This is a genomic window from Spirosoma terrae, from assembly GCF_010435915.1.
Taxonomy (GTDB): Bacteria; Bacteroidota; Bacteroidia; order Cytophagales; family Spirosomataceae; genus Spirosoma; species Spirosoma terrae.
The window spans coordinates 1-13,411 of record NZ_JAAFZH010000020.1 but is presented as its reverse complement, the minus strand read 5'-3'; the positions used below and the strand labels follow the sequence as shown (position 1 = coordinate 13,411).

Genomic DNA, 13,411 nt, shown 5'->3' with positions numbered 1-13,411 from the left:
ACTTTCTTTATTGACTTCCCGACTTTTATCATCTTTGCGCCTTCAAGTGTATTTATAGTATCTATGAAAACCGCCCAGCCGACGCTTATTCTGAATTCTGAACAAATACGTCAGAAAATTCGCCGAATTGCTTTTGAGATTTATGAGAATAATTTTGAAGAGAAAGCCATCCTGTTAGCGGGTGTTTCGGGCGAAGGATTTGTGCTGGCTAAATCTCTGGCGCAGGAATTGCAGATCATTGCTCCTTTTACAGTAGAGGTACTATTACTGACGCTGGACAAAGCGCAGCTCTCTCAACCTCTCGTTGAAACAGACCGCCCAGCCAGCGACTTTGTTGATAAAGTTGTTATTGTTGTTGACGATGTTCTGCATACGGGCCGGACGCTGCTTTTCAGTTTGCAGCCGTTTTTGGCCGTTCCCGTGCGAAAACTTCAGGTGGCGGTACTGATTGACCGAAACTATCCGCGTTATCCAGTTGCGGCCGATTATACAGGGTATGAACTTAGCACAACGCTAACGGAGCATGTTGAGGTTGTGCTAAGTGATGATCAGCGAATGGGCGTATATATGAGATAATCTCCCAGATACTGTTCGCTAGGCTTTGGTGCTACGTAGCAGACTTACGCCGGTAAAGAAAAAGATGCCTCCCAGTATTAGGTAAACAAAAGATGCCTGTGCTACGCCCCCTTTGGTGAAGTCGATGCCGCCGTATATGAGCCCAACCAGGCCGACGAGAGTTAAGATGATGCCAAAAATGCTTTTAACGTTCATGCGTTGAGTTTTTTAGGGTGAATGCCAGTTACTTGGGTTACTAACAAATACCAGGCAAGATCTTCCCAAAAAACTCTTTTGTGTCTAAACATCTACTTATTCAAGAAGCACCAGAATGTCTTCTTTGGTAAGCGACTTCATGAAATTTTCTTCCGTAGTGATCAAACTTCCGGCCAGTTGCTGCTTGGCCCGCTGCAACGACAGAATTTTTTCTTCGACGGTGTTCTTGGCAATGAACTTGTACGTAAAAACCGTTTTTTGCTGGCCTATTCGGTGAGCCCGGTCAACGGCCTGCGCTTCGATAGCTGGGTTCCACCACGGATCTAAAATAAAAACGTAATCGGCGGCTGTCAGGTTATGGCCCAGACCGCCCGCTTTGAGTGAAATCAGGAACAGTTTAACCGAATCGTCGGTCTGGAATAGTTCAACCTGGCTTTGCCGGTCCTGCGTTGACCCATCCAGATAAGCGTATTTAATGTTTTTCTCCTTGAGGTATTGCCGAACTACGTTTAAGTGCTTAATAAACTGGCTAAATACCAGTACTTTATGGTGTTCCGTCATAGCGCTTTCGAGACGTAGCAGTACGTCCGATAGCTTTCCGGAATCGCCTTCGTACTCATCATCGACCATGCGCGGGTGGTTCGCAATCTGACGAAGCTTGGTTAGGCCCTGCAACACCACCATCTGCGATTTAGCCATCCCTTCTTCTTCGATACGTTCCAGAATCAGATTGCGGTAGAACGATTTAGCCTCCTCATACTGCTTCTCCTGATCGGGAGTCATTTCGCTAAACAGAACGCTTTCTACTTTTTCGGGGAGGTCCGTTGCTACCTGCGATTTGTTCCGTCGAAGCATGAAGGGCTTTATCAGACTATAGAGCCGGGCCGTTTTTAGCTCATCATGTCGCTTCTCGATGGGTATCAGAAATTCATTGCGGAAGAACGACTGGCTACCCAGCAAACCCGGATTGATGAAGGACATTTGCGACCATAGATCCATCGTGCTATTCTCAAGCGGGGTGCCGGTCAGAATGAGCCGATGGGCCGTGTTGAGTTGCATGACCGCTTTGGTGATGTGCGACGATGGGTTCTTGATTGCCTGCGACTCGTCCAGGATGACGTAGTTGAACCGATAATCACTCAGTAAATCTATATCGATCCGAACAATACCGTACGAGGTCAGAATTAAATCATAGCCGTCAAATTGAGCCGTGTTTTTGTCGCGATACGTACCGGTATAGACCATAACCCGCAGATCGGGCGTAAACTTGCTGGCTTCCAGCTCCCAGTTGTAGAGCAGCGAGGTTGGCATAACCAGGAGCGACGGTTCCAGAGCACCGGCTTCTTTCTGGCCCTGTAGCATGGCCAGCGTCATAACGGTTTTTCCCAAACCCATATCGTCGGCCAAGCAACCGCCAAACCGATACTGGCGCAGAAAATTCATCCAGTCGTAACCAGCTTGCTGGTAGGGACGTAGCGTTCCTTTGAAATTTTTGGGAATTGCAAACGATTCAATCTCCTCAAAGTCGCGCAGGCGTTCGAGTTTTCGGCTCATAACTGTCGTTGCCAGATTGTCGCGCTCCAGCTCCTGTACCAATGCCAGATGGTGCTTCTGCAGAACCAGCCTGTCCGCATCGCGCGGATCGCCACTGTCGGGATGTTCGATAAAACCAAACAGTTCGGAGTACTTGGTGAACCACACTTCCGGGATGACCGCTATTTCGCCGTTGGGAAGTGTAAACTCATGCTTTTTGTTCAGGATGAGTGTCCGGAGTTTAAGAAACGGGATTTCAAATTCGCCAAACCGGACATTGGCGTAAATATCGAACCAGTCGCGCCCTTCCTCAATAGATACGCTGATGCTGGAGTACCCCAGAAAATAGCGCTTGGCATCCTGTGCGTTCTGACGTATTAAAAAGCCTGCCTCCTGGAGTTTGATGTTGTTTTCAGACAGCCAGACGAAGGCTTCTGATTTCGAAATGGCTAACCGGCCATGTCGGAGATCGAGGCCCGATTCACGCAGGAAAGTCAGCTTTTGCCGTTCCAGCCGCTGATCCCGACGAATTTTATGAAAGACATACTCTTCCCCTTTTTTTTCCAGACTGACGTTGGCCGATGGGCCAAAGCTGTCGAATCGAAAGGTAAATTCGCCGTATTGAAAAGACAGGTCAAAAGCGATCCGCTGGCTGGATTCATCATCCGAATCGCTTCCGTCCTGTAGTATTCCTGCCGGTACCGTACGGCTTGACGTAACCATTTCTGAGACCGTCAGAACAGGGGCAGGCTCCATGGTTTCCGAGCGAATTTCGAACCCCTTGGCATATACGTCGTAGGCAGCAATGAGTTGGCTGACAAACCGTTCGTAGTACTGCTGTTCAATGTTTTTCGGAATAACAATATGGTTCTTAGAGAAGAAAGGACGTAGCTTTTTACCATCGACATTCCTGCTGAAATGATAAACACGATTGTTAACCATCATGTAGGCTGGTTCATCGCAAATCATCAACGCACCTTTAAACTGGAACTCCACGCGCTCCGTGTCACCCGTAGTACCTATCGGATAACGAATGATAGGGAAGTAATTTGTTGAATCAGGATTACGGACAAAATGGAAATGGACTCGGGCGGGTTCTGGCATCCATTCGAGGGGAGTCCAGGCCGGATTACCATCATTGCCCATGACGTAAAATGGTTTGCCGGAAAGCAATCCCATAATCTTCCCCTTCATGGTTTCCAGATACCCACAAATGGCTTCCTGAACGACCTTATCGCCTTTGTGTGGGTCATATATTTTCAGGAAAAAATCAACGGCAGGCAGCTTTCTCGTATTAAACTTTTTAACAATGGTGTCCTGTTGGATGCTATCGATGAGCCGAACCAGTTCAAAATCACGTTCGTCAAGTTCCTGAGCAAACTCGCTTACGTTTTGTGTAGACAAGGTCTGGTTTTGCAGCGTTAATTCTCCTCGCCCATTCAACTGAATAACGAAGGCCTCGATGAGGTAGCCTAGAAATTCATGCTCTAGTAGTGAGTAAACGATCTGGAAGGGTTCGGAAGGCGAAACTTTCATGGTACAGCGGCAACAAATTAGTCAGCGTAACTACGAAAATTAGCCAGAAAAGACGGCTAATTGGTCAAAAAAACAGTTCCGGCGGGATAACTAATGAATTACAAAAACAAGCTAAAGAGAGCAATTTAGGCTTGTTTCGGTATGGCTACAGATTTCAAATATACGAACAGAACCAAGAAACCCAACCCCATATGTTGATTGAGAAAAGAAAAGGAGATATGTAGCATTGGTAAGATTATCAAACGGTAGCCAAGAGGCTGGTACGAGCAGTTGTATGCTAAAATCTAAATAATAAAATATCCGGCGGTTGCTTGCAATTGGCACATTATTAGGGAATTCTTTCGCCTAAGTAAGTTTTGGACGTGTTTTGAGCACGAATTGAAATCGGTTTTAATCAAAACGCAATATTTTCTATTCTACCGTAGAAAAATAATAGTCTCTCTGGATGAGCTATAAATGCACTCATTTTTCCAGTTGTTGTCATGGTTTTGTCATTGATATGTATATATAAATGATTGATCATCAGATGTTTATTACATGGTTTTCTTGGCTTCATTATAGATAGGTTATATATATATATTAGTTAAGATTAGTGTAATAAATGATTTATAGTAAGTGTAATATAGTATACTAATTTCCTGTCTTCTACTCTCTTTCAGTATATTATCTATCTATGTTTGGCATTTCATTTGTCATGCCAGCCGGTGTTACTGATACGTCTTTTCAGCAAGTGCTCATTCGATCTGCTTACAGCATTTTTCTATTCTGAAAGGGGGACTATCCACTAGCAAAATGTTACTTATATGCAAAAAAACATTTACGCTCATGTTGGGCTAACTCTCAGTGCTCTATGGGGTTCCAAATACTTGTTTTTTCGGATCGCCGGTATATTCTTACTTGTCATTGTTGCTGGTAATGCGGTTACGGCACAAGTATCGGGAGTAGTTTACAAGGATTTTAACGGGGATGGTGTACGTAGTTATACTGTAGCTACCCCACTGGCTGGCGAAATTGGGGTTGGCGGCATAACCGTGAACCTCTATAGTAGTGCTGGTTTGGTGGCAACCACAACAACCAGTTCGGCGACGGGGACAGCCGCTGGTTCGTATTCATTTACGGCAGGCATAACATCCGGGACTATCTATCGGGTTGAGTTTGTCAATTTGCCGACGGGCTCCTTCGATGGGGCCAAAGGCACCAATAGCGGCACATCGGTCCAGTTCGTAACAGCCCCCAGCACTACTGCCAGCCTGGGTATTAATGATCCGGCGGATTATTGTCAGGCGATTCCCAACTTTTTTATTCCCTGTTATGTGAATGGAAATCCAACGGGGGGCGGCACAGCGGGTCCAGAAGGTGTTTTAGTGACTTTGCCCTATAATGCAACCAGCCCTACTGGTGCTACTACCGGTAATACGCCACAAGAGTCAGCGATAGCACTAAATAATCAGCTCGGTACGGTGTATGGTGTTGCCTATCAGCGGCAAACAAAATATGTTTTTACGTCTGCTTTCGTCAAAAGACACTCGGGGCTTGGGGGCGATGGAGCGGCTGCCAGGGCAGGGACAATCTATATTTCTAAACCGTCGGGAACGACGTATACACACAGTCAGTTCGTTACGTTGCCAACGGCCATCTCTGCCATTTCGGCGGCCTCAATTGGAGGAACGACTGTAGTTGGCTCGAATACGGATCGAGGGCTGCCGAGCGCAGTCACGTCCGCTAACTACGACGTAACAGCATTTGATCAGGTTGGTAAGGCCGGTTTGGGGGATGTTGAAATCTCAGATGATGGGACGGAATTGTACGTAGTGAATCTGGGCGATCGGCGCTTATATCGTATTCCTATCAATAACCCAACCAGTGCTAACCCTACCGCCGGTACACCGGTAAGTTACCCGCTTCCTGATGTGACACAAACAACCGGCAGTGCGTTGCGACCTTTTGGCCTGAAATACTACCGTGATCGTATCTATGTGGGCGGGGTAACCACCAACGAGGCCGTATCGACCACGCTAAGCATGGGAGAGGGAATGGTTGTGAGGGATACGACTGGTATGAAGGCGTTTGTCTTCGAGTTCAATCCGGCAACGGCTATGTTTGCTACTGTATTGACCTTTCCCCTGACGTACCGGAAAGGAGCTACCAATAACGATTTGACGGGTGTTCAACGGGCTGATCGCTGGTTTCCCTGGACCCATGTTCAGGCTGCTACCGGCCGAGTGCCAAACCGCTATGCTCGCCCTTCATCAGGGGCTGGTAGTGCTGCGTATCCACAGCCTATGCTGACGGGAATAGAATTCGATCCGGTAGATGGGGCCATGATTCTGAGTATTCGTGACCGGTTTGGTGACCAGTATGGTAATAATAACTACGGAACGAATACCAGTTCTGGTGATTTATACAGAGCCATTTCGCCGGGCGATATCCTGCGTGCAGGCAAGTGTAATCCAAGCGTCAATCAGTGGACAATTGAGAATAACGCCCGCATTTGTAATGGAGCGCCAACGGCCGGTGCAAACAATGGACAGGGAATAGGCGGGGGAGAATACTACTACGCCGACGCAATAGCGTTACCCAATACGACGAGTCCTTACCACTCGGAAATGAGTACTGGCAGCCTGGTTGTGCTTCCTGGTCGGGGCGAAGTGGCGTCGGCTGTCATGGACCCTACGAATAATATTGATGCCGGCGGGATTCGTCGATTTAAAAATGCAGATGGATCTGGCGCGCCGGCAACCAGCGTTCAGATTTATGAGAGTAACAACGTAGCAACGTATGGTAAGGCCAACGGCCTGGGCGACCTTGAAATAGGTTGTGATCTGGCGCCTGTTCAGATTGGTAACCGGGTCTGGCGGGATACCAACAATAATGGCATACAGGATCCGGGCGAACCTTCATTAGCTGGCGTTCAGGTTACGTTACGTTCGGGTTCGACAGTGATTGCTACCGCCACTACCGATGCCAATGGCGAATATTTTTTCTCGACCGCCACGGCGACTACTACGTCTAGTTCGGTTTATAATCTGACCTTAACAACTGGCGGAAGTTATACGCTGAGCTTTCCTACCAGCGTCAGTGCATTTAGTGTCAGTACGTTCCCCAATTCGGCAACCGGCGCCAATGCCGATGCCATTGATTCCGATGCCGATGCAGCAGGGTTGATCACATTTACGTTAGGACAGAGTGGCGAAAATAACTTTACATTCGATGTGGGCTATGCCTGCACACCCCTGGCGTTAACGCTAACCTCGGCAACGATCTGTGCGGGTCAAACTGCCAGCTTAACGGCCACATCAGGTTTCAGTAGTTATACGTTCTCATCCGGATTAACGCAGGTTGGATCAACGAACGTAGCGACTGGTACGGCAACTGGTACGTATTCGGTAACGGCGGTCAATTCGGCGGGTTGCTCGGGTACAGCTGTGGGGTCCATTACGGTTAATTCGTTGCCCATAGTGTCCTTGTCGTCGGCAACGATCTGTGCAGGCCAGTCAGCAACGCTAACGGCCACCCCTGGTTTTGCCAATTACACATTCCCGGCTGGGCTGACCCGAATCGGTTCGACCAATCAGGCGGTTGGTTCTGCAGCAGGGACATACAGCGTAACGGCGGTCAGCGCTGCAGGCTGTATCGGAACGGGCTCGGGTAGTATTACGGTCAATGCGCTGCCAACTGTTACGCTAACCTCGGCAACCATTTGCACCGGCCAGCCTGCTGCCTTAACGGCAACAGCCGGTCTAGCATCCTATACGCTGATTGCGTCGACAGGCAGCGTTTTGACAAATGCAACGGGGGTTTTCTCGGTAACGCCAGCTAGTGCTACGTCCTATACGGTTACCGGGCAAAACAGTAGTGGTTGTTCGGCAACAGCTGTAGGTAGTGTTACAGTGACCCCTGTACCAGTTGCCACAGCGACCAGCACGACTATTACGTGTAATAGCCCGGCTACCGTAACCGGTAGCTCCAGCCTGACTGGTTCTACATATGCCTGGACGGGCCCTGGCGGTTTTTCGTCATCCCAGCAAAGCTTCACGACCAGCATTGTCGGAACGTATACATTAATTGTATCCAGCAATGGTTGCAGCAGCACGGCTGTTACCACAACTGTTCAATCCAATACTACAGCACCGACAGTATCAGTCAATAGTCTGACGCTAACCTGTGCGCAAGCAAGCGGTACCTTGACAGCTACGACTAGCAACTCGGCCACCTCGACCTATCGATGGAGCACGGGCGAAACCTCGGCCAGCATCCCTGTCATCAGCGCGGGGCTTTACTCGGTGACCGTAACCGGTGGTAATGGCTGCACGGCTTCGACCTCGACCACGGTTCAGTCCAACACTACGGCCCCATCTGTATCGGTCAATAGTCTGACACTGACCTGTGGCCAGCCCAGTGGTACGCTGACGGCCACGGTAAGCGCTACAGCCAATCCAACCTACCGATGGAACACGGGAGCAACGACAGCCTCCATCAACGTAACCAGTGCGGGTCCTTATTCGGTGACCGTGACCGGCGGCAATGGTTGTGTGACCACCGCTACCACCACCGTTCAGTCCAACACGGCTGTGCCGACGGTATCAGTCAACAGTTTGACCTTGAGTTGTGGTCAGCCGACTGGTACGCTGACGGCCACGACCAGTAACTCGGCCAGCTCGACCTATCGGTGGAGCACGGGGGAGACCTCGGCCAGCATCCCCGTCATCAGTGGGGGTCTTTACTCGGTAACGGTAACGGGTGCCAACGGTTGTACGGCATCTACATCAACGACGGTCCAGTCCAACACGGCAGTGCCGACGGTATCGATCAATAGTTTGACCTTGAGCTGTGGTCAACCCAGCGGTACGCTGACGGCGACGGTGAGTGCGACGGCCAGTCCGATTTATCGGTGGAGCACGGGCGAAACCACGGCCTCGATCAGTGTCAGTGTTGCGGGACCGTATTCGGTAACCGTAACGGCTGGCAATGGCTGCGTGACTGGAGCCGTTACGCTTGTTCAGTCCGATACATCAGTCCCAACTGTAACGATCAATAGCCTGACGTTGACCTGTGGTCAGTTGGCCGGTAATTTGACTGCTACCGTGAGTAATGCCGTTAACCCGACGTATCGCTGGAGTACGGGCGAAACCACAGCCTCGATTAACGTAGCCATTGCCGGACCCTATTCGGTGACGGTGACGGATGCTAACGGTTGTATATCGACGGCAACATCAACCGTCATATCCAACACACTTGCACCTGCTGTGAGTGTCAATAGTTTGACCTTGACCTGCGCACAACCGAGTGGTAGCTTAATAGCAACAGTGAGTAATGCGGTCAATCCAACGTATCGATGGAGCACAGGCGAAACCACCGCATCGATTAGCGTGAGCGTTGCGGGTGCCTATTCGGTAACCGTAACCGAAGCTAATGGCTGTGCGGCTACAGTTGCTACCATAGTTCAGTCTGATACGGCTCTGCCGACAATAGGGATTAATAGTCTGACCCTAACTTGTGCCCAGACCAGCGGTACGTTAAGCGCTACGGTTAGCAACGCTCTCAATCCCGCCTATCTGTGGAGTACAGGGGAGACCACTGCCGCCATTACGGCCGCTAGTCCAGGACCCTATTCGGTGACGGTGACGGGCGCGAATGGTTGTGTGGCATCGGCTACAGCCACGGTTCGGTCGGATGGTAATGTACCCGCCGTTTCCGTGAACAGCCTGACGCTGACCTGTGGGCAGCCTGTTGGCGCTTTGACGGCTACGGTGAGTGATGCCGTCAATCCGACGTATTTGTGGAGTACGGGCGAGACCACAGCCTCGATTAGCGCTACGGCTGCGGGCGCTTATTCGGTAACCGTAACGGGTGGCAATGGTTGTATGGCAATGGCCACAACAACTGTTCAGTCCGATACCGCTATACCGACTGTAACGGTCAATAGCCTGACCTTGACCTGTGGACAACCTAGTGGAACGCTAACGGCTCAGTCCGGCAATGCGACCAACCCAACGTACTTGTGGAGTACGGGCGAGACTAGCCAGACGATTACAGTAGCAGCCGCTGGACCCTACTCGGTGACCGTAACGGGGGCCAATGGCTGTGAAGCCGCAGCTAGCAGTACTGTTCAGTCGGACGGAACGGTGCCAACCGTGTCGGTCAATAACGTAGTGCTGACCTGTGCGCAGACCAGCGGTACCTTATCGGCTACGGTGGGTAGTGCCGTTAACCCGGTTTATCGGTGGAGTACGGGCGAAACCACGGCCTCGATCAGTGTCAGTGCTGCAGGACCGTATTCGGTAACCGTGACATCGTCGAATGGATGTTTCGCCACCATTACAACAACGGTTCAATCCGATACGGATGCCCCCGCTGTCACCATTGCTGGAAACACAACGCTTTGTCAGGGAGAAGTTACTTCGTTGACTGCAACTGGTGGAGACGCTTATGTGTGGAGTACGGGGGACGTAACGAACCCCATATTTGTGGCTACGTCGGGAACCTACTCGGTAACGGCAACGAACGCCAACGGCTGTACGAGTACTACAGCCGTGACGGTACAAGTTAACCCAATCCCGGTTCTGGCGCTTTCCTCTGTACCGGTCTGCGAGGGTCAATTAGCCTCGCTGACAGCCAGTACTGGTTTTGCTAGCTATGTATTTTCAGTAGGTCTTACTCAGATTGGTACTACCAACGTAGCAACAGCAACAGCGAGCGGTACGTATTCAGTAACGGGTATTACGAGTGCCGGATGTTCGGCGACGGCTACGGGCACGGCTACGGTCAATCCGGTGCCGGTAGCCACTATTTCGGTGAGTAGTGCCACAATTTGTAAGGGTACCAGCGCGACCCTGACCGCTGGAGGTGGTGCTACGTATGCCTGGTCGACGGGCCAATCGACACCAGCCATCGAGGTGGTCGACAGTGGTGTGTATTCCGTAACCGTTACGAGTGTAGATGGATGCTCTGACGTAGCGAGTACAACCATTACCGTTGCTGAACCGCTCGCTCTGACCATTAATTCGGCAACTGTTTGTTCAGGACAATCAGCGACGCTAACGGTTGGTGGTTGCCAGGGTGGGACTATTGCCTGGTCAACGGGCGAATCAACCGCTTCTATCGTTGTAACGCCAACCTTATCAACAACGTACTCCGTGAACTGTACGTCGCCATCCGGGTGCCTATCGACAACGTCGACCGTCGTTACAGTCAATGAAGTACCAACGATTACGGCTGCACCGCAGGCGATCACGGCTACGTGTACAGGAGCGTCTGCCAATAACGATGCCCGTATCGATCTGACGGGTTTGGTGAATGCGGAACGAGCGGATATAGTCTTAGGAAGCAGCTATGGCAACGGACCTGCTTATGGGGCTCCTACCAACCTCACCGTAGTAGCGGGCGCCGTTAGCTTTACGAACCTGCCAAATCCTGGATCAAGCCAACCCTATACCATTCGACTCTACAGCTCAAATGGTACGTGCTACGCAGACGTAACGGTGATTCTGGAACCTGCTTACTGTAATTGCCCTCCGCCAAAATGTATACCGTTTGTGATTCAACAAACCAGAGGGCCTAAACGATAACATATAGAGAGAATATGTCGAATAGAAACCCCGGCGATAGCATTTCGCCGGGGTTTTTTGTGCGGTATGCTTGATTGTGCGAAGAGCGAAACGTAGAAAGAACGTTACAATTCACAAAGAAAAGTGGAGTTGTCTGGCTTTGGTGGCGTCTGCCTGCCTATGGACTTTTACCTACTGGTTTGTTGTAATCCCACGCTGAATGTTAAGAACAAAATCAACGCTGACACCACTATCTTCAGCTATTTCTTCAATGGTGAGTTTGCCACGTTTTAGTGCTCTTGTGACTGTTTCTATTTCTTTTTGCTCTACCGCTTCTCGGATTTTTTGCTTTTCTGCTTTTACTGCTTCTGCATTAGCCGCTGTTACACGAGCAAAATAGGCTCGCTCCTCAGGTGTCATCTTCCGTGTATCCAACTCGTCAATAGCCCGTTTCAACCATTCCTCGTTCCAGAAAGCAGGATACTGAGTTGGATCAGTTGTATGAAGCGTCTTCATGGTATAAACCAGTTTTTCTAAATCGGACTTTATATCAGCTACTTGTTTGTTAAATTTAGCCAATTCTACCGTAATAAACGTCATTTGAGTATCAATGATTTCACCTGCTTCGCTCCGTAGATTGGCAATCGTATGGAAATGAGTAGTTGGTAAAATGCTCTTAGCTAAAATAGCGATGGTATAGATTTTGGGTAGATTAGCATAGTCAAACTCACCACGTTCAACTACTGTGTTAAACTTATGTAGAGCATAGAACTTCATCCGTTGCACAAAATGCGGAGCTAAGCCCAACTGCATTTCGACGATGAATTGACTTCCATTTTCATCCGTGCAGGCTAAGTCAAAAATGCCACTCCGACTGTCAATGGTCAGCGCTTCAAAGGCATTCTTATCGAAATGCACTTCCCGAATAGGCGTGTCCGACTTGATCAGCGCCTGTAACGCTGTACGAAGGAATAAACTGTCGGTTTCGTTGCCGAAGGTAGCTTTAAACCCATAATCAGAAATAATAGGAATGTAAACGCCGGTTTCCATAATGCGAAAGTACGGTAAACCCTGGAAACACTCTCGCTGGTATCTACGAGATATAGCTTCATTCTGAATCTACCTTACTATTAGGAAGTTCTCCAATTATTCTGAAAGCGCTTGCTGGCAAGCCAACAGCTTCGACAATTAGACGTGTTAATCGTTGAAAACTATCAGGGCTTTGATGGGTTCCGAGATATAGTTTTGTTAATGGAATTTTGTGAGGTCGGCTAACCTTTGATTCATCAAACGTAAAAAATGTCGCTCGGTTGTTGTTTAGGTTCAACAGTATGTCTGGGTCTTTAAATCGTTTTTGTTCACCAAAGATTCCTAACACTTTAGTGAGCATATCTCGCCAATGCTCAACAGTATGAACAGTACCCTGTAATTCAAACTGTTTCAAAGTACGCTTTGATTTCGATTGCTTAACTCCGTTTTTGCGTAGACTGGCAATCTCCTTCTTTAATTCATCTTTTTCTTGGGTAAGAGCAGATATTTGGCTAATTAGTGGCTTTATATCAATCACTTCATTCCCTCTAACCCAGCCTTCTAAGTTATAGCGGCTATCAATTTCAATCATTGACTGAAAAATAGCCAATTTGATACCGTCTAAACTATCAAAGAATTTGACAATTTTTGACTGCACTAACTTTTTAAATTTCCTATACTTATCGACGTTATCTTGCTCAAAAACTGCCCTGCCAATTCGAGCTATTTTCGCATCCAGAAAAGCATCTGACATAACTACTGCGAAAACAGGCTTTTTCTTTTCGAGAGCATATCTATATTCAACTTCGGTATATGCCAGCTTAGTTTTTGGATCTAAAGATCCATATCTCCCGCCTAACAGAAGCATATAGACATCAGAGCTATCAATCCACCTTTTAATTGTTTCAAGCTGGGTCTCGCTTCCCGCAGCAAACAGTTCCATCCCTGCTGGTATGTGGCCTGCTTGAAGAATTGTCTCGACACAAGCTTGACGT

Annotated in this window: 6 protein-coding genes; 2 read left to right on the top strand and 4 right to left on the bottom strand. The window is 49.0% G+C overall.

The features are described from left to right. Positions 1–63: 63 nt before the first annotated feature. Positions 64–576, top strand: a complete 513-nt coding sequence (locus tag GK108_RS27775) for a phosphoribosyltransferase family protein (RefSeq protein WP_163954860.1) — start codon at positions 64–66, stop codon at positions 574–576. Between the two features lie 18 nt (positions 577–594). Here GK108_RS27775 and GK108_RS31120 read toward each other — a convergent pair whose 3' ends face one another. Both GK108_RS31120 and GK108_RS27770 read right to left on the bottom strand, forming a co-directional pair. Beyond that, positions 595–771, bottom strand: a complete 177-nt coding sequence (locus tag GK108_RS31120; protein ID WP_170305423.1) for a hypothetical protein — start codon at positions 769–771, stop codon at positions 595–597. Positions 772–867: 96 nt separating this feature from the next. Continuing rightward, a complete protein-coding gene (locus tag GK108_RS27770) occupies positions 868–3,840 on the bottom strand; it encodes a DEAD/DEAH box helicase (protein WP_163954859.1) in 2,973 nt (990 codons plus the stop codon). 803 nt (positions 3,841–4,643) lie between these two features. Here GK108_RS27770 and GK108_RS27765 point away from each other — a divergent pair. Continuing rightward, positions 4,644–11,408, top strand: coding sequence for a beta strand repeat-containing protein (locus GK108_RS27765; protein ID WP_163954858.1), 6,765 nt, complete (start codon positions 4,644–4,646; stop codon positions 11,406–11,408). A gap of 171 nt (positions 11,409–11,579) precedes the next feature. Here the strand turns inward: GK108_RS27765 and GK108_RS27760 are convergent, their stop codons facing one another. Both GK108_RS27760 and GK108_RS27755 read right to left on the bottom strand, forming a co-directional pair. Beyond that, positions 11,580–12,437: an Rpn family recombination-promoting nuclease/putative transposase gene (locus GK108_RS27760; RefSeq protein ID WP_163954857.1), complete on the bottom strand. Its 858-nt coding sequence runs from the start codon at positions 12,435–12,437 to the stop codon at positions 11,580–11,582. Between the two features lie 58 nt (positions 12,438–12,495). Next, the coding region (locus tag GK108_RS27755; protein WP_163954856.1) for a DUF4062 domain-containing protein at positions 12,496–13,411 on the bottom strand (916 nt) is incomplete at its 5' end.

Excerpts from the sequence above, each read along its gene's own strand:
- GK108_RS27775 (WP_163954860.1), top strand. The coding sequence starts at position 64 with ATGAAAACCGCCCAGCCGACGCTTATTCTGAATTCTGAACAAATACGT.
- GK108_RS31120 (WP_170305423.1), bottom strand. The coding sequence starts at position 771 with ATGAACGTTAAAAGCATTTTTGGCATCATCTTAACTCTCGTCGGCCTG.
- GK108_RS27770 (WP_163954859.1), bottom strand. The coding sequence starts at position 3,840 with ATGAAAGTTTCGCCTTCCGAACCCTTCCAGATCGTTTACTCACTACTA.
- GK108_RS27765 (WP_163954858.1), top strand. The coding sequence starts at position 4,644 with ATGCAAAAAAACATTTACGCTCATGTTGGGCTAACTCTCAGTGCTCTA.
- GK108_RS27760 (WP_163954857.1), bottom strand. The coding sequence starts at position 12,437 with ATGGAAACCGGCGTTTACATTCCTATTATTTCTGATTATGGGTTTAAA.